Raw genomic sequence first — 22,022 nt, 5'->3', positions numbered from 1 at the left:
TACGGGGTCTGACCCTGCCTGGGGGGCGGGGTAAAAAAAAGCCCGCGATTAACACGGGCTTTTCTGCAACATCAGCTGGCGATCAGGACTTGGCGGCCGCTGGTGCGAACTTCTTGGAGATCACGTACTGCTGACCGATCGACAGCACGTTGTTCACGACCCAGTACAGCACCAGGCCGGACGGGAAGAAGAAGAACATGACCGAGAACGCCAGCGGCATGAACAGCATCATCTTCGCTTGCATCGGATCGGCAGGCGCCGGGTTCAGCTTGGTGGTGATGTACATCGAGATCGCGTACAGCACTGGCAGGATGTACCAGGGATCCGGCGCGGCCAGGTTGGTGATCCAGCCTACCCACGGCGCGCCGCGGATCTCGACCGACGCCTGCAGCACCCAGTACAGCGCAATGAACACCGGCATCTGCACCAGGATAGGCAGGCAGCCGCCCAGCGGGTTGATCTTCTCGGTCTTGTACAGCTCCATGGTGGCCTGGTTCATCTTGGCCGGATCGTCCTTGTAGCGCTCGCGGATCGCCTGCATCTTCGGCGTGACCAGCTTGACCTTGGCCATGCTGCGGTAACCGGCGGCCGACAGCGGGAAGAACGCCAGCTTGATCAGGATGGTGAAGGCGATGATGGTCCAGCCCCAGTTGCCCAGCACCTGGTGGATGTGGTCCATGACCCAGAAGATAGGCTTGGCGATGATGGTCAGCCAGCCATAGTCCTTGACCAGCTCCAGGCCAGGCGTGACCTGCTCCAGCAGCTTCGATTGCTGCGGGCCGGAGTACAGCTTGGCGTCGTTGCTGACGGTGGCGCCCGGCGCCAGCGTACCCAGCTGCTGGATGGTGCCGATCGCGTACTGGTTGGTCGTCACTTTCTTGGTGAAGATGGTGCGCGCCAGCTTGTCCTGCGGGACGAAGGCCGAGACGAAGAAGTGCTGCGAGATCGCGAACCAGCCGTTGTCGGCCTTGGTCGGGTGATCCTGCACGGCATCCTTGCCGGTCTTGGCGGCTTCGGCGGCTTCTTTTTCCAGCGTGTCGAACTTCAGCTTCTTGTAGTGGTCTTCGGCGGTGTACAGCGTCGGGCCGGTGTAGCTGCTGTTGAAGTAGGAGTCGCCGGCCGGCTTGTTGCCGTCGTGGACCAGCTGCAGGTACAGCTCAGGCTTGACCGGCGCGGCGCCGACGTTGGTCACGTCGTGGCGCACGTCGATCACGTAGTCGCCGCGCTTGAAGGTGAAGGTCTTGGTCAGCTTGACGCCGCCCGATTCCGCTTCCAGCACCAGTTGTACCTGGTTGCCGTCGCCCAGCATGCGCGGGCCAGGCTTGGCCACGAAGCCGGTCTGGTGGTTCGGCAGGCCGGGCGCGCCGATCAGGCCGGTTTGGGCCAGATAGGTCTTGCCGGTGCCGGCGTCCACGTCGAACAGCACCTGGTTCTTGGTCGGGTCCACGCCGTCCTTGAACTTCAGCAGTTCCAGGCGCTTGATGGTGCCGCCCAGGGTGTCGACGTCGACACGGAACAGATCGGTGGTGACGGTGATGCGCTCACTCTTGAACGCCTCGGCCGCTGCGGGCGCGCCCGGCAGTGCGGCGGCGCCTGCCGCTGCGGTCGCGGTGGCGGCCGGCAGATCGGATTTCTTCGCTTCCGGGGCCTTGGCGGTCTGCGCCGGCGCGGGAGCAAACATGGAAGGTTTGCCTGTCGAGACCATCCAGTTGTTCCAAAGAACTACCAGCGACACGGCAAACACGATCCACAGGATGGTACGTTTATTGATATCCATTAGGCTATTTGTCAGGAGTGGTTGCAACCGCAAGCGGTCGTAGAAGAGGAATTCGTTTTGCCGTCCGCAGGGGGCACGGGATCATGCCCGCCCGGATTCCACGGATGGCAGCGGCACACGCGCTTGAGCGCCAGCAGGCTGCCCTTGGCGGCGCCGTGCACCTGCAACGCTTCCAGCGCATAGTTCGAGCAGCTCGGATGGAACCGGCAGCTCGGCGTCATCAGCGGGCTGATGGCCAGCTGGTAAAAACGCAGCAGGAAGCGAAGCAGATTTTTCATGATGCCACAGGTGGAGGCGGCGGCGTCGAAGGCAAGGCCGGTTTCGGCGGCTTGGCTGTCTTGGCCTGCGCGAACAGGCGTGCCAGTTCCACCCGCAAAGCCGCTTTCAGCTTGGCGGTGGTGGCCGGCCCGTCCTTGCTGTTGACCGGCTTGGCCAGGCGGATCAGGCAATCGATCGCCGGCAGGCTGGTCTGGCGGAACAGTTCGCGGGTCACGCGTTTGATCGTGTTGCGCGTGACGGCGCGCGGCGCAAATCGCTTGGCCACAACGACGCCCAGCCGCGCATGCGGCAATTCATTCAGACGGGTGTAGAGCACGAAGTGCGCGCTTTTTTGGGTAGGGCGCAAACGAAAAACGGATGAAAATTCATCCGTTTTAACGATACGCCGAACGCGCGCGAAGTCGTGTGAACCTTCGCCTGTCGAGCCGCTTGAAATACAGCTTTCCACGCGATCAGCTAACAAGCAGGTGGCTTATACAGCCAGACGCTTGCGGCCTTTGGCGCGACGCGCGTTGAGCACTTGACGGCCACCACGGGTAGCCATACGTGCGCGGAAGCCGTGGGTACGCTTACGGCGTACAACGGAAGGTTGGTAAGTACGTTTCATGTTGGTCTCGCTAAAAGCAGAAAAAAATGCAAAATCGGGTTGTGGCCCCGTCAGTTTTTGGTGCCAATGACACTTCGCGCACCCATGCCAACGCTACCGGCACAAGCTGGGTCCATCTCATCGCCCGCTAAATCCACGCTTACTCCATATTGACGTTCATGTGAATAAACTAGGAATACGGGCGGGGAACCCTGAATTATCAGCATTTCGGTCCCGCTTGTCAACAACTGATGGTCTCAGGCCGCCATTCGCGGGCCGTTGAAAGTGCGAAAATAAGCGTCGTGCCTGTGGATAACTTGGGCCGGCGAGAGTAGAATAGCGCGTTACGTGTGGCGAACCCAGGTTCACCGACACCCTGATCAGCAGTAAAGAATAGATAAAGATTCATGGATAATTTTTGGCAGACCTGCTCCGCCCAGCTGGAGCTGGAGCTGACGCCGCAACAATTCAGCGCGTGGATAAAACCGCTCATCCCCCTCGACTACGAGGCGGGCAAGCTGCGTGTGGCCGCGCCCAACCGGTTCAAGCTGGACTGGGTCAAGACCCAGTTCGCCAGCCGCATCACGGCGCTGGCCTGCCAGTACTGGGAAGCGCCGACCGAGGTGCAGTTCGTGCTCGACCCGCGCCTGGCGCTGCCGAAAAAGCCGGCCACCGTGGTGCCAGCGCCCGACTACAACGACGGCGCCCCGAACGGCAACGCCCGCGCCAACGATCCGGTGCCGTCGGTGCCCGAGTTGCCGGCCTCGGCCGCGCCGCGCCGCGAGCAGAGCCGCATCAACACCGACCTCACCTTCGACAGTTTCGTCACCGGTAAGGCCAACCAGCTGGCGCGCGCCGCCGCGATCCAGGTGGCCAACAATCCGGGCGTGTCGTACAACCCGCTGTTCTTCTACGGCGGCGTAGGCCTGGGTAAGACCCACTTGATCCACGCGATCGGCAACCAGGTGATGGCCGACCAGCCGGGCGCCAAGATCCGCTACATCCACGCCGAGCAGTACGTGCGCGACGTGGTGACGGCCTACCAGCGCAAGGGCTTCGACGACTTCAAGCACTACTATCACTCGCTCGACATGCTGCTGATCGATGATATTCAATTCTTCGGCGGCAAGAGCCGCACGCAGGAAGAGTTCTTCTATGCGTTCGAAGCGCTGATCGCGGCCAAGAAGCAGATCATCATCACCTCGGATACCTATCCGAAGGAAATCACCGGCATGGACGACCGTCTGATCTCGCGCTTCGATTCCGGCCTGACAGTGGCGATCGAGCCGCCCGAGCTGGAGATGCGCGTGGCGATTCTGCTCAAGAAGGCCAAGCAGGAAGGGGTCACGTTCTCGGACGACGTCGCCTTCTTTGTGGCCAAGCACCTGCGCTCCAACGTGCGCGAGCTGGAAGGCGCGCTGCGCAAGATCCTGGCGTACTCGCGCTTCCACGGCAAGGACATCACGATCGACATCGTGAAGGAAGCGCTGAAGGATCTGCTGTCGGTGCAGAACCGCCAGATCTCGGTGGAGAATATCCAGAAGACGGTGGCGGACTTCTTCAACATCAAGGTGGCCGACATGTACTCCAAGCGTCGCCCTGCCAACATCGCGCGGCCACGCCAGATCGCGATGTACCTGGCCAAGGAGCTGACGCAGAAGAGCCTGCCGGAGATCGGCGAACTGTTCGGCGGCCGCGACCACACCACCGTGCTGCACGCTGTGCGCAAGATCGCGCTGGACCGCACCAAGAACCCGGAATGCAACCACGAGCTGCACGTGCTGGAGCAGACATTGAAAGGCTAACACCGTCATTCCCGCGCAGGCGGGAATCCATGCACTGCATGAATTCCCTCCATAGAACGCCTGCCAAGACGCTCAGCATGGATTCCCGCCTGCGCGGGAATGACGGACAGTAGCGGTACGCGTGGTTTGCCTTTATGATCTAGGCAAAAAAGCACGGCTGCTCACAAGGCAACATTGTTATAAAAATATCGTTTAATCTTTACTATTGAGGATAATCTATGCAATTGGTCAAAACCACCCGAGATACCCTTCTCCGGCCACTGCAGATCGTGAGCGGTATTGTCGAGCGTCGGCACACTATGCCGATTCTGGCCAATATCCTCATCCGCAAAGAGGGCGAGAGCGTATCCTTCCTGTCGACCGACACCGAAGTCCAGATCACCACCAACGCCGAGATCGGCTCCGGCAGCGAAGTGACCGGCACCACCGTGGCAGCGCGCAAGCTGCTCGACATCCTGCGCGCGCTGCCTGAATCGGGCGACGTGACAATGACCCTGCTGAACAAGCGCCTGACGGTACAGACCGGCAAATCGCGCTTCGCGCTGCAGACCCTGGCCGCCGAGGAATTCCCGACCGTGCAGCAGGCCGACAGCTACAGCGCCTCCGTCACCCTGCCGCAGAAGACCCTGAAGCACCTGTTCAACATGGTGCACTTCTCGATGGCCCAGCAGGACATCCGCTACTACCTGAACGGCCTGCTGCTGGTCCTGGACGGCAAGAACGTGATCGCCGTGGCCACCGACGGCCACCGCCTGGCGTTCTGCCAGGTGGAGACCGAGCAATCGTTCGAGCGCCAGGAAGTGATCATCCCGCGCAAGACCATCATCGAACTGCAGCGCCTGCTGGAAGAGAACGACGAGACCGTGCAGCTGGACATCGCCGCCAACCAGGTCAAGCTGACCTTTGCCGACATCGAGCTGATCTCCAAGCTGGTCGAGGGCAAGTTCCCCGACTACACGCGCGTGATCCCGAAAGGCTACAAGAACGAATTCACGATCGGCCGCGATGAGCTGCTGCGTTCGCTGCAACGCGCCGCCATCATGACCAGCGACAAGTTCAAGGGCGTGCGCTGCATCATCACGCCGGGCAGCATGAAGATCAGCTCGACCAACGCGGACCAGGAAGAGGCCGTGGAAGAACTGGAAATCGACTACGGCGGCGACAGCGTCGACATCGGCTTCAACGTGACCTATCTGCTGGACGTGTTGAACAACCTGAAGTGCGACCAGGTCAACGTCGCGCTGGGCGATTCGAACTCGTCCGCGCTGATCTCGATCCCCGACAATGCCGACTTCAAGTACGTCGTCATGCCGATGCGCATATAAAACCGTAACAGCAGCACCGCCGCCGTCGTCATTCCCGCGCAGGCGGGAATCCATAGAACGCATAGAACGCCCGCCAGGACGCTCAGCATGGATCCCCGCCTACGCGGGGACGACGGGGAAGTTTCCCAGTAATTCGTCACATTGAGAAAGCAGCACATGTCCGCCATCCCAGAAGAGAATCCAGTACCAGTACCGGCCAAAACCGAAGAATACGGCGCAGCATCGATCCAGATCCTCGAAGGTCTGGAAGCAGTACGCAAACGACCGGGCATGTACATCGGCGACACTTCGGACGGCACCGGCCTGCACCACCTGGTGTTCGAGGTGCTGGACAACTCCATCGACGAATCGCTGGCCGGCCACTGCACGGAAATCCACGTCACCATCCACTCGGACAACTCGATCTCGATCACCGACAACGGCCGCGGCGTGCCGACCGGCCTGAAGATGGACGACAAGCACGATCCGAAGCGCTCCGCCGCCGAGATCGTCATGACCGAGCTGCACGCCGGCGGCAAGTTCGACCAGAACTCGTACAAGGTGTCGGGCGGCCTGCACGGCGTGGGTGTCTCGTGCGTGAACGCACTGTCCAAGCTGCTCAAGCTGACCATCCGCCGCGACGGCAAGGTGCACTACATGGAGTTCGTCCGTGGCGTGCCGCAGAACCGCGAGCTGGAAGAGAAGGACGGCTTCGCCGTCTCGCCGATCAAGGTCATCGGCGAAACCGACAAGCGCGGCACCGACGTGCACTTCTGGGCCGACGAGGAAATCTTCACCCACGTCGAATTCCACTACGAGATCCTGGCCAAGCGCATCCGCGAACTGTCGTTCCTGAATAACGGCGTCAACATCAAGCTGACCGACCAGCGCACCGGCAAGGAAGAAATCTTCGCGTTCGAAGGCGGCACCCGCGGCTTCGTCGAATACATCAACAAAGCCAAGACCGTGCTGCACCCGACCGTGTTCCAGGCCACCGGCGAACGCCTGTCGGACCAGGGCACCAACATCTCGGTGGACGTGTCGATGCAATGGAACGACGCCTACAACGAACAGGTGCTGTGCTTCACCAACAACATCCCGCAGCGCGACGGCGGTACCCACCTGACCGGCCTGCGCGCCGCGATGACCCGCGTCATCAACAAGTACATCGACGAGCAGGAATTCGCCAAGAAGGCCAAGGTGGAAATCTCCGGCGACGACATGCGCGAAGGCCTGACCTGCGTGCTGTCGGTCAAGGTGCCGGAGCCGAAGTTCTCGTCGCAGACCAAGGACAAGCTGGTGTCGTCCGAAGTGCGCGGCCCGGTCGAAGAGATCGTCGCCAAGACGCTGTCGGACTACCTGCAGGAAAAGCCGAACGACGCCAAGATCATCTGCGGCAAGATCGTCGAAGCGGCGCGCGCGCGCGAAGCGGCCCGCAAGGCCCGCGACCTGACCCGCCGCAAGGGCGTGATGGACGGCCTGGGCCTGTCGGCCAAGCTGGCCGACTGCCAGGAAAAAGATCCGGCGCTGTGCGAACTGTACATCGTCGAGGGTGACTCCGCAGGTGGCTCCGCCAAGCAGGGCCGCGACCGCAAGTTCCAGGCGATCCTGCCGCTGCGAGGCAAGGTGCTGAACGTGGAGAAGGCGCGCTTCGAGAAGATGCTGTCGTCGGAACAGATCACCACGCTGATCGCCACGCTGGGCACCTCGATCGGCCCGGACGAATTCAACGTCGACAAGCTGCGCTACCACCGCATCATCATCATGACCGATGCGGACGTCGACGGCGCCCACATCCGCACGCTGCTGCTGACCCTGTTCTATCGCCAGATGCCGCAGCTGGTCGAGCGCGGCCACATCTACATCGCGCAACCGCCGTTGTACAAGGTCAAGGCCGGCCGCGACGAGCGCTACCTGAAGGATGACGCGGAAGAAGCGAGCTACATGATGAACGTGGCGCTGAACACCGCCGCGCTGATGCCGCGCGAAGGCGCCGATCCTATCGTCGGCGAACCGCTGGGCGAGCTGGTGCGCCAGTTCAACCTGGCCAACGTCATCATGATGCGCCTGACGCGCGTGATCGACCGCGCCGCGCTGACCGCCATCATGACCGGCGTGACCTTGAACCTGGACACGCAGGAGCAGGCCGAGGCATCGGCCCGCGCGCTGGCGGCCGAGATCAACGACATCAGCGTGAAGGTGACGGTGATATCGGATGAGCTGTCCGAGAAGCACGCGCTGCGCATCGAGCGTATGCACCACGGTAACGTGAAGGTCAGCGCGATCGACGCCGACTTCGTGCAGGGCGCGGACTACAGCGTGCTGGCCAGCGCGGCAGCCACGTTCAAGGGCCTGATCGGCGAAGGCGCCTACGTGCGCCGCGGTGAAGGCGAGCGCACCAAGGAATCGGCCGTGGTGGACTTCCACCAGGCGATGCAGTGGCTGCGCGATGAGGCGGAGCGTGTGGTGTCCAAGCAGCGCTACAAAGGTCTGGGTGAGATGAACCCCGATCAGCTGTGGGAAACCACCATGGACCCGACCGTTCGTCGTCTGCTGAAGGTGCAGATCGAGGATGCGATTGCTGCGGACCAGATCTTCACGACGTTGATGGGGGATGACGTGGAGCCGCGCCGCGCGTTCATCGAGAACAATGCTCTGCGTGCGGGTAACATCGACGTCTAAGCAGTCTGTGCGTCAAAAGAAGGCCAACTTAACAGTTGGCTTTTTTTTCGCCCTTAAACATTTAGTTGCTTTTAAAAATTTCAAATGTTTTAATTAGTTAAGCAAGCTCAGCTTTAAAACTTTTTGGAAGCCACTAACTAATGCCAGCGTATTATCGGGCGACAATTACAGATTTCCTTCAAGCAGATCCAAATAGCATACTGGGATCACTTCAAGCGGCATACGCCGCCGACGGGTTTTTATCACAGTACTCTAAGCAAACGCAGGCTTGGAACAATGTGATCCCCCTTCTAAACAAAGAGTTTCAGACTCTGATGCAAGCATTCCCATCCGCTGGGGCTTGGACGCTTATTCTCGAATATCCGCTGTACCGATTGCGCAAACGAATAGATGTAGTTGTCCTCACAAATGCTCTAGTCATCGTGATCGAATGCAAAGTCGGGAGTCACGACTTCCTCACTCAGGATCGACGGCAAACGGAAGAGTACGCGCTAGACTTGCGGGACTTTCACGAAGCCAGCAGGACACGTCCAATCGTGCCTATCCTCTGGAGCACTTCTGCCACTGAGCTACCGTCCGAATATCCAGAATACCGATCGTCGGAGGAACAAGTAGCACCGATCATTTGCGTCGGTAAGGAGGGTCTTGCTAGGCGACTATTTACACTCGGCTCAGTTAGCGGCACCGCTCATCTGGTCGCAGAGGAATGGGATAAGTCCGCGTACCGCCCGGTGCCAAATATCATTGAGGCCGCTACTAGCATCTTCTCTGGACATGGGGTCAGCGCGATTGCAAACAAGGACGCTGACAACCTTCAAATTGCATCTGCCCGTCTTATCGCCCTAATTGAAGAAGCAAAAGCGAAAAAAGCCCGCTATATGCTATTTCTTTCCGGGGTCCCGGGCGCCGGAAAGACGCTCGCTGGGCTACACGTTGTACATGGGGCCATAGCCACGGGAGTCGAGCAAGAGGGCGATATCGTGTATTTATCAGGTAACACCCCACTCGTGGTTGTGTTACGTGAAGCACTCGCGCTCGATGAGTATGAGCGTAGCCGAGCGTATGACAAAGGCACGCGCAAATTAGAAGACATCCGACGCAGTGTGCGGACGCGAATACAGCACATCAATGACTTCCTTCAGCAAGGCATGCTAGGCGGGTCATGCACACCGCCACATGAGCATGTAATCATCTTCGATGAGGCCCAACGCGCTTGGGATGAAAAACAGGGCTTGGAAAAATTTAATCGCTCGGCGTCCGAACCCGAACTGATAGTAGAGCTAATGGAACGACACGAAGATTGGTGCGTTTGCATTTGTCTGGTGGGCGGAGGACAAGAGATTAACTCTGGCGAGAAAGGAGTCCAAGGCTGGGGCGACGCGCTAAGAAAATTGTCCAAACAGCGACAAGAACAATGGTCCGTTTTCGCGCCGCCTCATGTCCTCAGCGGCGGAATCTCCGCAGGCTCCTTTTCGCTCGGAGCATTACCATCATCAATCGCGACACAAGAAGAACGGGATTTACAACTATCCGTGCCAATGCGCAGCTATCGCTCACCTAAACTAAGTCAATGGGTCAACGAAGTCCTAGCTGGTGACGCTGACGCCGCTCGCGCAACAGCAACTGAGCTTGGTGATTATCCGCTATTGATTACCCGCTCACTTTCGCAAGCTAAACAATGGCTTCAACAACAAGCAAAAGGGAAGCGGCGATACGGTTTGCTGGCCAGTTCTGGCGCGCGGCGGTTGCGAGCAGATGGTATTGGAACTTTTCTGCATGCCACTGCAGGTGCCGAGATAGCGCACTGGTATCTCAGCGAGCCAGGCGATATTCGATCATCTTTTGCACTAGAAGTCCCTGCTAACGAATACACATGCCAAGGATTGGAACTCGACTTTACTTGTCTATGCTGGGGAGGCGATTTACTTTGGGACGAAGCGAAAACAGCCTGGCAGCACCGGCGTTTGTCGGGCAACAAATGGCTGCAATTACATATCTCGGTAGCGCAGCAATTTTCGGAAAACTCCTATCGAGTGCTACTTACTCGCGCCCGTGAAGGAATGATAATTTGGATTCCCTGCGGCGACCTGAGAGACCATACACGAGCGCCGGCACCGCTTGATGCGACGGCTCGGTTTTTAACCCGATGCGGGGCGGGTCTCATATGAGCAAGCGTAATATCGCCGCAGAGTGGCCCGGTATACGTGCAGATAAAAGGGAGCAACAACAGCTCACTCTTGATAGAGATTTTCGCTGGTAGCTTGAAGAGTTGCCCCACAGCTGGTCTTGTGTCCTTCGTAGGCAACTGGGCGGCCGTCAATCGTGTGCTTGTCGTCGCCTTCGACGATAGTGCAAATGCCGCCGTGACCAACCATCGGGCATGTACATTGATCGCCGATGCATGCGACAGCCTTTCCATCCACTGTGAAGTGCGGCGCACTGCTGCTGATAACTTTACCGCCGTGCGACGTAGGATCGCCAACGCAAATTACCTTAGGCATTACGTCCTCCTTTTATGGTCTCGGTTCCTCGTAATTTTTCGGATCTATAGCGGGAACGGTGGCGTTTCTGAGTACGTCACCACCAATCGGGTGCTGTTGTTCCTTCCGTTTTTCATCTGAAGGTGGGCTTATGAAGATGATGCTCGCCTCGGTGGGGTCGCGCAAGTTGAAGGCAGCACTGATGCCGCCTTCGCGATAACTTCCAAGGACACCAATTGCGGTTTGCATGAAGAAGGTTGCCGCACCGGTATTACCCAAGCGACGGTCGGTATCTATGAACCGATTAGCTTCGTTCGGATCAAACTTCGGGCCACCGTTTTCTGCCACTTTGCGCAGCATCCCATGGAAGTCAATTAGCTGCGAGGTCTTACCGCCTGTAGCCACTATTACTCGAGCTGGGCCAGCGACTCTTTGAGCCGGCGGAAGAGTTTCTAACGCAGCCTTCCAGCCTTCCTGCAACGCAGTTTGCCGATCAGCTGCATGCTTTAGCGGCTTGCCATCTACTTCGGTCATTTTGACGAAGACGGGACGGTGCAAGAAGCCCAGTGTGGGCAGTTTGTCGAACTGTTCGAGTTGCAGTGTGTTCCAAGGTACAGGAAACCAGGGCTTCGATTGCCAGTGCCGTGATAACGTCGGCTTAGCGGGCATGCTCAACGCCTCGATAAGGTTGAAATTAAACTTCCTGGTATCGGAATTGCTGAGCTCTTTGGAAAATAGCTCCGCCTCAGCGAGCCATTCCGCGCTCGTGGGTGTGCGGCCGATATGCATAGTTGACGTGTTGTACTCAGGTGGAGCAGGAACCTTTTTTTCAAGTGCCAGATAATTCAGCCAAACACGTCTGGCAATTCCATATTGATTCAAAACCTCGACATTTGGCTGAGGCTCTTCAAGATCTCTAAACACAAATGGTCGAAGACTTTCCACGCGATCTCTTCTGGCGATGACAAATGCCGCTGAGGCGTCTGGCATCTGGGATGTATAGTAACCATCGTCGAGAAGCTTGGCAGGGGAGGATGCGTCTGCTCGAACGGAATCACCATCAGAAGTTCCTAAAATGATGAACGGAACTGTGGGGTTTTGATCAAAAAATACGAATATGGCTTCGATCACGCGATCTGGTCTCTCCGACAGTTCCCTGTGGGCAATAATAAAAATATGCATATCCCAGATGCCGCTGACGATTCCTCCTTGCGGCCGTTCTGGTCGATCTGCTTTTTTTTTGTCTTGATAGCGGGGAGCAGCATTGAATACCGGTATTCCCCAATATCGCGGAGTATCCAGCACAGCATTTTCGAGGGTTGCTTCTTCGCGACTTCCAGCTTGCTGCATCTTCTCAATGCCTCCCCAAGGGCTGTTCTTGGGGTCCATATCGCGAATCACTTTGTAAGGATTTCCGTTTGCGAGCGCATCCCATAGCGCACCTTGGCGAAATCGATCTAACGTGACACCCAAACCTATGATCTCAAGCACGTCCTCTTTACTTTTCGTCGTCGAGGCCACAAGAGAAACAGAAGCACCAGCAGATTCAACTCTTATTTTCGAATTCATCTTAAGTGGTCTTTCGCCTTGATAAGAAAAAAAAGTACCGCCCGCTCCGAGCAATCCGACACAGACGGCCATCGTCAGCACTATTTTGGTCTTCATTTTTTCACGTCCCCTATCGGCTAACTTTTCAGTTCAGATAAAACACTTGAAGGGAGCCCTTCGGGAAGAACTGGCAGTCCCATAGGTAAAATTCCGGTCGAGTAGTAGTCCGAGTTACCTTCGATTAGGGTACGTCGCCAGCCAGGTTCGGCAGCCAAGTAGGGCGCACGTTTGTCTTCAAAATCCGACCACTGCAGAATTTGATGACGCCGAGGCATGCGAACATTATTCTGCAATCGCCAATCGGCGACATCGCACAAATATTCATAGAATGCCGGATCGCTAGAGGCTTTGCCGCCACCTATCGCCACATCGTAGGCTGTAACATTCCGGTGGTTCGCTTGGCCACCAAATATAGCTCCGTGAAAGGACCGTGGCATGATTTGCTGCTGCCACCTAAAACGACCCTCATTAGGTGTCTCCCAGCGTCTGACAAGAACTTTAGAAGATGATGTAGATGCAAAGGAAGTCGCGGATGCTGAACTAACATAGACTTCCAAGATCTCGCAACAGGCAGAGGGGTCCTTACCCTTATTTAGGAATGCTTGAGCTGACGAGATCAGATCCTGAGCAACCACCACAGCGCCAGAATAAAGCTGAGGGAATGGGCTAAGAATTGGATCTTCACCAGAGGCATATTCCCGCGCCAATGGATAAGTGACGTAGTCCCATACGACGTTTAGGCCGTATTCACTAGTAACCGCGATAGTGGCGTCGTTCGGATCGACACGTTCACAGGCACCTGCGCGCCCTTGTGCATCAGGCAGCGCCCCCTCAGTCATGCTTGCTTCTACCGGAACTCTAAGTGCCTCTCCATTTATGGTTCGGATCCCCTGATAGCGAATTTCATCGTCACTAAGGCCAAGTTTCGGTCGAGTTGTCTCTTCGAGATGGCTGCGAACAAAATGCTTGCTGAGCCAAGTGTCGCTTACTTCTGTATGCGTATGATCCTCTTCCTTTGGATGACGAAGAACGAAATAGAACGGACTGTCAGCTGACCCGACTAAGACAGGCTTCCCTGATTTGGGGTCTGGCCGCTTCTTTGCAGTGAACACTCTTTGGCGAAAACCGTCCCCCAGCGCTGAAAGCGGCTGATATATCGTTTCGGCACGCTTCTTCATTGCTGCCGCTCGCTGGAAATTGGGAACGCCCTGCCAACCTATTCCTTGGACATTTTGCAGGGCGACAGTCATGTCCTCCGGGCAGAAATATAGATAGACCTTTCCACGGTTATCTCGATCAGCCGAGGCGCTCCAATTTTTTCCGACAGCGCCACAGTGCTTTCTAGCGTCGCTTAGCTCCATCAACGGAGGTGCGGTATGCTTACACGACCATACACCGCGAACAACGCCAGCAAGTGTCTGCAGCCTGGCATGGATTGTCTGCGTTCCGTCTATGGACCCATACCGTCCACTCATAAGGCTGTCTTCCTGGTCACTATAGGCATCCACAACTTTGATGGTCTCATCGATCAAGCTATACGGCGGATGGGTCAAAATTAGAGTGTCTGCAGGCCTCGCATTGGGCTGCTTTTCCTTCATGCGTGGATCTAAAAGAAACGCTTGTGCTAGAAGGCTAATCAAACATCCCTGACTGTGCGCAACGATTGAAACGGTTTCATCTTCGTCATAATCCCTAATCATGCAAATCAGAGCAGCAAGCCGTTGCGCGGCCAGGATCATGTACATCCTGCCTGGGTTGTTCAATACGGGGTGAGTTGCGTCATGTTGTACCCGGTCCAAAGCCCGACCAACACCCCACTTACCTTTATTCCACATATCCGGTAGCGTACTTGTCGCGTTCGCGAAAGGACCACCCCCCTTGCTAAAGTCCTTGTCCAGCCGATTTCCGTTTCGATCAAGTGCTTGACCACGCGACAACTTGGCGTCCAACTGGACACGTCCAGCCTCTTCACGATAGCCCCAGTAAAAAGGAATAACCGGACTCAACGTAGCCGAAGTGATTGTTCGTCTAAAGAAAACGGCATCGGGATCATCAAGAAGTCGCTTTCTATCGTCATCGGTCGGTAGCCTATAGTTTGCCGGTGTCAAATCACCGTTCAACCGATTGGACAGCCCCTCACACAAGCCTCGCTCCACCGCCGCGTAGGCTGTGCCGGTATCATTTACTCCATGGACCAAAATGACATTCCCAGGTGTGTTATGCCTAACCGGAAGAATTTTGTCTTTGCTCCGATTCGTCATCGTCACGCCGTTCGCAACGCCAACCTCATACGGAATCTTGGGATACCTCGTTTTTTCAGCTTCCATGGTCCGTCACCCCTTGTTGTTCTTGATCGCTTTAGCAGCAACCATATGCATGGCGTCTCGTTGGATCAATTGGGTCTTACCATCCTCATCGCTTTGTTCCTCCAGATCGCTACCGTCACTAATAGTGCTAACGACGTCCATACCGGGCGCAGCTATGCCTCCGTCCATATGGGCGTAGTAGCGTGCCTGGAATTTCAAGTCGCCTTGGCCGTTCTCAAATTTCGGCAATACCGCAGCCATCGTCGATGGTCCTTGGAAAGGGAAGCTGGATCCGTGATGGGTAATGGTGCCGTTTGTGCCGACCGTAATTCCCCCACCGATCTTAATAAACGAACCGTCTTCAGCAATCAGTAAAATCTCCTTCGCGACGCCAATGATCTTGCCTTCGGTGGCAGTAAACTTCACATCTTTAGCGGAATTTAGCTCGGTCTCGTTTTGCTGACTTTGCATGAGAAGCTTGCCCTGATGTGCAATCACGTCGACTCCATCACTTTGTGCGAATAGCGAGATACCCCGACCAGCGTGAAGGGTGGCACGCTGGCCTGCCGTCATTTGCAAGTTCTGCTGCGCTACCGTATTCAAACTGGTGCCCGCATAGCTGACCATAGCCTTAGTGGTAGCGAAGCTGATACCATCGGGCGCCGTGACCGCTATCATGGGTTTGCCTCCCGCCGTCCCCTTCGGTTCCGTATTGCTGCCGCCTTCCCAAGATGTGAATGCCGCTTGCAATTGATTTTGTCCCTCGCTATCAATCCCTTTTCCCTGGTTTTGAGCGGCAAAGCCGCCAAGTGAGGAAGCCAGTTCTGCGCAGTCCGCCATTAGTCCCAAAAACTGAACGCGATCCATTTGTTTATTGGCCTTACCAATACGCTGCCACGCGGATAACAACATCCCTTTGGCCGCATGCAGTGCGATTTGCTCATCGCTGCTTAATTCCACGCCTTCACCTCGCGGCGTTCCGTACCCGCTCGCCTTGGGCTGAGTAAGATATCCGAGATTTAATTCACTACGCCCGTGCTCGCTAGATAATTGCGCGCTGATCTCTCCTTGGGTGTCATCTAAGCGCAGCTGATTGCCGCGTGTACCTTTGATTTCGCGGCTTTTGATCCCGGAGAGGTAGCGGTTGCCGGGAAGGTCGCCGGCGTTGCTCAGCGCTGGCGGCTGCGCCTGCTGGTTGTAGAGCTGCCCGACGATCACCGGCTTATCCGGATCGCCGCCGAGGAAATTGATCAGCACCTCAGTACCAACGCGCGGCAGGCCGATGGTGCCGCATTGTTGAAGGCTCCCCGGTCCATTGCCAGCCCAGTTCGAAGCAACGCGCACCCAGGCCGAATCCCTGTCGGAATCGGATGCGCCGATGCCGGAGGCCGCCTCGTGGTCAGCTGGGCGCGTGCCGGGGAAGCGGATTTTGACTCGTCCCATCTGATCGCAATGCACCTCCTCCCCTTCCGGTCCGACGACGATCGCGCTTTGCATCAGCGCCTGCGGCAAATCCGTGTGCGGATCGTAGGCCGGCACGATGATCACCCCGCGTCGCACTGCCGTGAACTGGATGTGCATGCGCAGCGGCCCCGACGCCACCTTGTCCGCCACATCCCTTTGCATCTGCATCTCCTGCGCGCCCTGCATCCACCGGCTGCGTGCGAACAGCTTCTCCACGCGCGCCGCCAGCGCCTTGGGCAGGTTGTTCTGCGCGTTCACCTGCAAGGCCGTGACGATAAAATCCCGCTCCTCGGCCGGATGCTCATCCACTTCAGGATGCCCGGTCAGCGTAAAGTACTCCCCCGCGCACAGATCGCGCACGCTGCCTTCGCCATGAAAGCATTTCGACTCGTAATCGTGCCGGCTCATGCGCAGTTTGCCGAGGCGGCACAAGTCCTCGTTGTCATCGCCGGCATGCGGCGGCAGGATTTGATAGTCGTCCAGACTGGCGGCCAGCTCGTTGCCGTGGACACCTTGATCAACGCCGCTACCCACATCTGCCATCATGAAGTCGCGCCCCTGCGGATTGCGATAGTCCCAGCTGTGCCGCGTCACCTTGCCCGGTTGCAGGCTGCGCACTCCGCTCCAGGAGGTGATCGTATCCCGCTCCTCGGTCGCGGCATCGCGGTGATAGCGGATCGTTCCGGCCGCGTTCTGGCGCAGGCTGTCGGCATTATTGAACAGCACCAGCGTATGCACCGGCCACTCCCCGCCCACAGCGCGCACATACCAGCCGATGCCGCGCCGCTTCAACAAGCGCCGGATGAACGCCGCATCCGACTCGTTGTGCTGCATCGTGAATTCGCGTTGCGGATACTCGCGGATCGTGAAAAATTCATCCAGCTCGTGCTTGAAGCAGACGCCCAGGATAGGGCTGCTCTGACGCCATTCGTTGAGGATGCGCTGCACGATCTCCACTTCATCCATGTTGCGGAACACGCGCGTGTTGATGCGCTTTTCCAGTATCGCCAGCGCATCGCGCAGCACCAGCTGGTAGCTGGCCAGGCCGCCGTCGCTGTCGCCCGAACTGGCCTCGGTAACGATGCCGCACACGCTGCGCAAGTCGCCGCGATCCGTGATGAAATCTAGCGCGGCCGGCACGGCGATCATCTCCTTTAGCGGCAGATGCGCATTGGACGACACGCACAGCACGCGGTACTCGATGCCGCCACACAGCGTCTCGGAGCCGAACACCCGCTGCGGCAGCAGCATGTCGTCGTTGACGCCTCCCTGCAGATCCAGACGCAATCGCAACGGCCGGTTGCTGGTCACGAGTTCCTTGGCCAGGCCCATGAAGCTGAAAAAGTCGTTATCGCTTTCCACAATCGCTCCTCAGATATGCAGCAGGTACATCAACTCTTCCCGGTCCTGACTTGACGGCCCGTCCACCAGGCAGGCATTCACACCCAGCCGGCATCCGCCATCCATGCTCAGCGCCGACACATCCTGCGCCCGCTGGATCAGATGCACCTCATACGTCATGCCCACGCCGCAGTGCAGGCCCAACATCGCTTCCAGCCGCAGCGCGGCGCTGTGACCGGGCAGGAAATCTTCATAGGTCGCCCGATCCAGCGGACCAATCCGCAGGCGCACCCGCGTATCGCAACCGTAGATGCGCTCCCCCAGCATCACGCCCGCGCCCAGATCGACATGCGCCTTGCCCAACTGCGCCTGATCCGCAGCCGGCAGCGCTTGCCACTGCCCCACCAACTGCTCCACCACAAAGCGCACGTTGAAGTATTCCGAGTAGAGTCCCGCCATCAGCGGTGCCGATACGCTGCGGCTCCGGATCTGCATCGCGTAGCGCGCCAGCGTCTCGCGGTCGACGGCTCCGTCGGCATGCGCACCGGACAGCGCAAGCAGCATCGCGAGAAAACCGTCGCCGCCATCCGGCGCCGTGATGCATTCCGGCCGATGCTTGGCCCACGCTTGGTAAAACATGCACAGCGACCGGTGCGACAACATATCCAGAAACGCGCGCGGTCCGCCATCGTTGCTGCTCCTCTCATGGCGGCTGATGCGCTCTGAGTAATGCAGCGGCAGCGCACCATGGCTGCCCAGCAGGCCCATGAAGGCAGGCGTCAGGCGAATCAGATCGTCGCCGTCGTCGCTGACGTTCTCGATCTGGTTCGGCGGGAACGCCAGCGACAGCCGGTTGCGATAGCGCAGCCGACGCGGCGGCTGCGCCTGCTCGATCAGGCGCACCGCCTGGAAGAACTCGAAGCTGTGCGGCTCGGCCAGCAGCACGTCGATCAAGCCAGCGTCAGTGCGCCGTTGCGAGGCAGGCATCGCAGCAACTCCTTTCCGCTACCGTGGGACAGCACGACCAGTTGCGTGAAGCTGTTCAAATGCACATGCAGGCCGAACAGATGATCGAGCACCTGCGCGAACGCGTGCAGCCCGGTGCCGGCATACGCCTCCTCGTCCAGCGACACCCGCACTTCCACGCCGCGCAGATACGCACTGCCGCGCGTCTGCCGCACCCACGCGCTGGCCGGCTGCTGCGACAGCGCCATAACGCCATCGATCTGCCGCTGCGAGACGGCGCTGTCCTGCTGGGCGTACAGCCGCAGCATCGCGGCCAGCGCCGGCAAGCCTTCCTGCGTCAGCGAGCGGTGATTCAAGGCCAGCTGCGTGATCAGTCCCCATTGATTGCCGCCGCTCGGCTGGCGGAAGGACCGCGTCGGCCGCCGCAGCAGGCGTATCGGAAAATTGCCGGTGGCCGCTTCGGCGCTGAGGTCGCCAGCCGCGCGGCCGTACTCCAGGCCATGCGGCAGGTTGCGATTGGTGCAGGTGACGCGCACCGACGCCGTGCCCTCCTCCAGCTTCAGCGGAGAGAAGTCGCGGTCCACCAACGCCAGCGTATATTCGTGGCCGGCTGCGGCATCGGCCAGATCATCGTCGCGATGGGCCAGCCAGTAGTGGCCTTTGCGGCTGTCCTCTTCTCCGTGGCGCAGCGAATAGTAGGGAAAGAATTCGGTGATCGAATTGCCCTGCGGCGACTTGCGCAGCAGCTGCACCGCATCGATGCTGTAGATCTCGCACGCGTTGCCTGGCATTTCGTCCGGCATCAGCGGATAGCTGCTGCGGCGATGATCGACGCGGATCGGCGTGGCCGGCTGCGTGAACAGGTTGATCACTGGCGTGCAGCCGAGCAGCAGGTGGTCTTCCGACAGCGTGCGCAGGATGCGCGCAGCCGGCGCGTCGGGACGCAGGTTGGCCAGGGCGATGCGCAGTGTCAGCCGCGAGCAAGCGGCCGGGCTGGCGGCGAGCAACGCGGGCAGGTCGATATCGAAGAAGTCGAATTTCTCCGGGAAGGCGAAGTACTCGCTCAGCAGCCGGTAGGCGCTGTGCTCCGAGGCGGCGGCCGGCAGCAAGGCATCCCCGGCGGCGAAACCGGCCGGTGCGATCGGCAGTCGGTCCAGCATGCGCCACTGACCGTCCGCCTCCACACAGGCGCAGGCTGCGCGCATGAAGAGCATGTCGCGCAGCGTGGCCCGCAGCGAAGCCTCACCGTCGATGAAGACGCGCAGCGTCGACAGGCCCAATGCCGCCAGGCCGCGTGCGGTGGCCGTGCTGTCGATGGTGATGCAGATCGCGGAGCCGGCCTCGCCCGGCAGCGGCAGGGGCGACGGCGCCTGGATGTAGGGCTCGAACCAGGCGGCGCTGATGGTCACCGGCGCCACCGTCACATCGTAGACGCTGCGAAAGCGGCAGCTCACGGCGCTGCGCCCCAGCGACTTCAGCGCCGTGCCGCGGGGCAGTGTGGTGACTTCGCTAACCGGGCTCTTGGCGGCGCTGTAGTCGATGCGGGCGATGGAGCAGGAGGGTATCGGCCGCAGGTAATGCGGATACAGCATGCCCAGCAGCGCTTCGGTGAAGTTGGAATAGCCGTCGTCCAGCAGCTTGGCGACGCGGGCGTTGAGAAACGCCGAGGCCTGGATCAACCGTTCGACATGCGGGTCGGCGCAAGTCTCGCCGCTTATTTGCAAACTGCCTGCCAACTTGGGGTAGCGGTTTGCAAACTCGGCGCCGGAGCGGCGCAGCATGCTTAGTTCGCGCTCGAAGTAAGGCAGCAGCTTTTCCATCGTGGCATCCCTCGCAGTTTTTTACCGCACAGGTTGCCGATGATGTCATGCCCGCATGCCACGCTTTTGATCTCCAACAATCGCCTTGTAGCTTGCACTACGCAACGCCGGGAGCCGCAAACTTATTGCGGCGATTGAAACGGCGCCAGCGCCTGCTCGACCGCTGCGGGGCTGAGCGCTTTTGCTTCAAGTGTCTGGAGGGCGCGCGCCACGTCAGATTTCCGCGCCGGATTTCGCAGCACGGCCTGGTTATCGATCATGGAGCGCAATATCTGCGCGGTGAGCCGGTCAAGCTCAGGGCGTACGGTCTTCGCCAGATCGGGGGCGTCGGCAAAGCGCTCCACCTGTTGCGCGCGCCATTGGGCGAACAGTTCTCGCTGCACGGTTTTGGACGCTTCGATCTGGGCCCGAAACACGGCTTCGATCCAGCTGGCCGGCAAGCCCAGCGCGGCGCCCTGCTCCACTGCGGCGCGGATGACCTGCGCCTCACGCGGCAAGTCTTCGACCGGCGAGTGCGCATTCCATTTGGCGCGCGCCACGCCTTGCGCCAGCAGCAGACGTTGATCGATGGCGAGCCTCAACGATTCCAGCCGCGTCAGGCTCTCGCCACGCGCGGCCGTGTTATCGAGGCGGTCGCTGGGGTTGTCTTGCGCGCCGGCCGCCCCGCCTGCAAGCAGCAGGAGCAGCAAGGCGGCGCATCTGGTGGCGCTGCCGAACTGGCGGCGGACGTCATCGATACGATAAAGCATGGCAGGTAGGGCGAACGCTAGTCCGCCGCAATAATGAACAAGACGTCATTATCGCCCACGGCGCCGCTTATTTGGATCCCGTCTATAATACAAAAGACAAGTTCCCCGTTAAGACCGCGATGAACAAACGTCTAATCGAGCGCAGCAACGATTTTCTATCTGCCGTCAACCGGCTGGAAGAGGCACTTGCGCAGCCAGAGAATTCGTTTCTCAGAGACGCGACTATCCAGCGCTTCGAATTCACCTATGAGTTGGCGTGGAAGGCTATCAAGCTATGGCTGGAGACCAAAGACATTGTGGTACTTAACGCCAAAGACACCTTGCAGGCAGCGCTTGAGCAAGGGCTGCTCACCGACGGCAATAGCTGGAGCCAACTGCACCGGATGCGTAATCTGACCAGCCATACCTACGACGAAGCGCAAGCCAAGGCCGTATATCAATTCATCAAGCATCAGGGCCTCCAGCTGTTTTCTGAACTGGCAAAAACGGTGAGCACGTGGACGAGCTAGCGCCATGCTCCCAGCGCTTCGGCCTGAGCGAGTTCATACTGGATTCGCTATGCGAGGTCTTTTCCCGACATCCAACTATCGACAGTGTGATGGTCTACGGCTCACGCGCGGCCGGAACGTATCGTCCGCAATCCGACATCGATCTTGCAGTGTTTGCCCCATCCATGAGTGAGCGCGATTTCGGCAGCCTGTGGAGCGCCTTGGATGATTTGCCTATCCTGTTTCGGCTAGACGTCATTCATTGGGACCAGATCGCCAACGACGCACTTAAGCAAGGCGTGCGACAGCATGGCGCCCTGCTTTATCCAGACCCACGGGGCGGCGGGTAACGACAACGGCCGCCCGG

Annotated in this window: 17 protein-coding genes; 6 read left to right on the top strand and 11 right to left on the bottom strand. The window is 58.8% G+C overall.

Annotation, left to right across the window (positions count from 1 at the left end; translation table 11 throughout):
• Positions 1-82: 82 nt before the first annotated feature.
• Genes yidC through rpmH form a run of 4 tightly spaced genes read right to left on the bottom strand, consistent with a single transcriptional unit; the run spans position 83 to position 2,663 of the window.
• On the bottom strand, positions 83-1,777 hold the full coding sequence (gene yidC, locus ACEN9O_RS10435) for a membrane protein insertase YidC (RefSeq protein ID WP_495617483.1): 1,695 nt from the start codon (positions 1,775-1,777) through the stop codon (positions 83-85).
• 11 nt (positions 1,778-1,788) lie between these two features.
• Positions 1,789-2,055, bottom strand: coding sequence for a membrane protein insertion efficiency factor YidD (gene yidD, locus ACEN9O_RS10430; protein WP_495617482.1), 267 nt, complete (start codon positions 2,053-2,055; stop codon positions 1,789-1,791).
• Positions 2,052-2,492, bottom strand: coding sequence for a ribonuclease P protein component (gene rnpA, locus ACEN9O_RS10425; protein WP_495618456.1), 441 nt, complete (start codon positions 2,490-2,492; stop codon positions 2,052-2,054). The genes yidD and rnpA overlap by 4 nt, the downstream gene beginning before the upstream one ends.
• A gap of 36 nt (positions 2,493-2,528) precedes the next feature.
• Positions 2,529-2,663, bottom strand: coding sequence for a 50S ribosomal protein L34 (gene rpmH, locus ACEN9O_RS10420; RefSeq protein WP_040378179.1), 135 nt, complete (start codon positions 2,661-2,663; stop codon positions 2,529-2,531).
• Between the two features lie 386 nt (positions 2,664-3,049).
• Between rpmH and dnaA the strand changes: the two genes are divergently transcribed.
• The 4 genes from dnaA to ACEN9O_RS10400 all read left to right on the top strand — a co-directional run bounded on the left by dnaA (position 3,050) and on the right by ACEN9O_RS10400 (position 10,601).
• The gene (dnaA, locus tag ACEN9O_RS10415; protein ID WP_495617481.1) at positions 3,050-4,447 is read left to right on the top strand and encodes a chromosomal replication initiator protein DnaA; all 1,398 of its coding nucleotides are present in this window, start codon (positions 3,050-3,052) and stop codon (positions 4,445-4,447) included.
• Positions 4,448-4,665: 218 nt separating this feature from the next.
• Complete coding sequence (dnaN, locus tag ACEN9O_RS10410) at positions 4,666-5,772, top strand: DNA polymerase III subunit beta (RefSeq protein ID WP_008453129.1); 1,107 nt, start codon at positions 4,666-4,668, stop codon at positions 5,770-5,772.
• A 156-nt stretch (positions 5,773-5,928) separates the two neighbouring features.
• Positions 5,929-8,433 (top strand): DNA topoisomerase (ATP-hydrolyzing) subunit B, encoded by a 2,505-nt coding sequence (gyrB, locus tag ACEN9O_RS10405; protein WP_495617480.1) that lies wholly within the window; start codon positions 5,929-5,931, stop codon positions 8,431-8,433.
• A gap of 140 nt (positions 8,434-8,573) precedes the next feature.
• Positions 8,574-10,601 (top strand): DUF2075 domain-containing protein, encoded by a 2,028-nt coding sequence (locus ACEN9O_RS10400; RefSeq protein ID WP_495617479.1) that lies wholly within the window; start codon positions 8,574-8,576, stop codon positions 10,599-10,601.
• A 63-nt stretch (positions 10,602-10,664) separates the two neighbouring features.
• Here ACEN9O_RS10400 and ACEN9O_RS10395 read toward each other — a convergent pair whose 3' ends face one another.
• The 7 genes from ACEN9O_RS10395 to aroQ form a co-directional block, all read right to left on the bottom strand.
• Entirely contained in the window at positions 10,665-10,934 is a 270-nt protein-coding gene (locus ACEN9O_RS10395) for a PAAR domain-containing protein (RefSeq protein ID WP_495617478.1), read from the bottom strand.
• A gap of 12 nt (positions 10,935-10,946) precedes the next feature.
• Entirely contained in the window at positions 10,947-12,578 is a 1,632-nt protein-coding gene (locus ACEN9O_RS10390; protein WP_495617477.1) for a type VI lipase adapter Tla3 domain-containing protein, read from the bottom strand.
• A 20-nt stretch (positions 12,579-12,598) separates the two neighbouring features.
• Positions 12,599-14,848, bottom strand: coding sequence for a T6SS effector phospholipase Tle3 domain-containing protein (locus ACEN9O_RS10385; protein WP_495617476.1), 2,250 nt, complete (start codon positions 14,846-14,848; stop codon positions 12,599-12,601).
• 6 nt (positions 14,849-14,854) lie between these two features.
• Positions 14,855-17,653 carry a type VI secretion system Vgr family protein gene (locus ACEN9O_RS10380; RefSeq protein WP_495617475.1) on the bottom strand — a complete coding sequence of 933 codons (2,799 nt, stop codon included), beginning with the start codon at positions 17,651-17,653 and terminating at the stop codon, positions 14,855-14,857.
• 9 nt (positions 17,654-17,662) lie between these two features.
• On the bottom strand, positions 17,663-18,577 hold the full coding sequence (gene tssG, locus ACEN9O_RS10375) for a type VI secretion system baseplate subunit TssG (protein WP_495618455.1): 915 nt from the start codon (positions 18,575-18,577) through the stop codon (positions 17,663-17,665).
• Positions 18,578-18,582: 5 nt separating this feature from the next.
• Positions 18,583-20,418 (bottom strand): type VI secretion system baseplate subunit TssF, encoded by a 1,836-nt coding sequence (tssF, locus tag ACEN9O_RS10370; RefSeq protein ID WP_495617474.1) that lies wholly within the window; start codon positions 20,416-20,418, stop codon positions 18,583-18,585.
• Positions 20,419-20,540: 122 nt separating this feature from the next.
• The gene (gene aroQ, locus ACEN9O_RS10365; protein ID WP_495617473.1) at positions 20,541-21,167 is read right to left on the bottom strand and encodes a gamma subclass chorismate mutase AroQ; all 627 of its coding nucleotides are present in this window, start codon (positions 21,165-21,167) and stop codon (positions 20,541-20,543) included.
• A 119-nt stretch (positions 21,168-21,286) separates the two neighbouring features.
• On the opposite strand from aroQ, the gene ACEN9O_RS10360 reads away from it, so the two are divergent.
• Together ACEN9O_RS10360 and ACEN9O_RS10355 are read left to right on the top strand one after the other, a co-directional pair.
• Positions 21,287-21,676 (top strand): HI0074 family nucleotidyltransferase substrate-binding subunit, encoded by a 390-nt coding sequence (locus ACEN9O_RS10360; RefSeq protein ID WP_495617472.1) that lies wholly within the window; start codon positions 21,287-21,289, stop codon positions 21,674-21,676.
• Positions 21,664-22,005, top strand: coding sequence for a nucleotidyltransferase domain-containing protein (locus tag ACEN9O_RS10355; protein WP_495617471.1), 342 nt, complete (start codon positions 21,664-21,666; stop codon positions 22,003-22,005). Before ACEN9O_RS10360 ends, ACEN9O_RS10355 begins: the two co-directional genes overlap by 13 nt.
• Positions 22,006-22,022 lie beyond the last annotated feature (17 nt).

The sequence above is a fragment of the Duganella sp. Dugasp78 genome (assembly GCF_059491455.1).
Note: the sequence above shows the minus strand (reverse complement) of the source record. Positions and strands in the feature narration are given on the sequence as shown.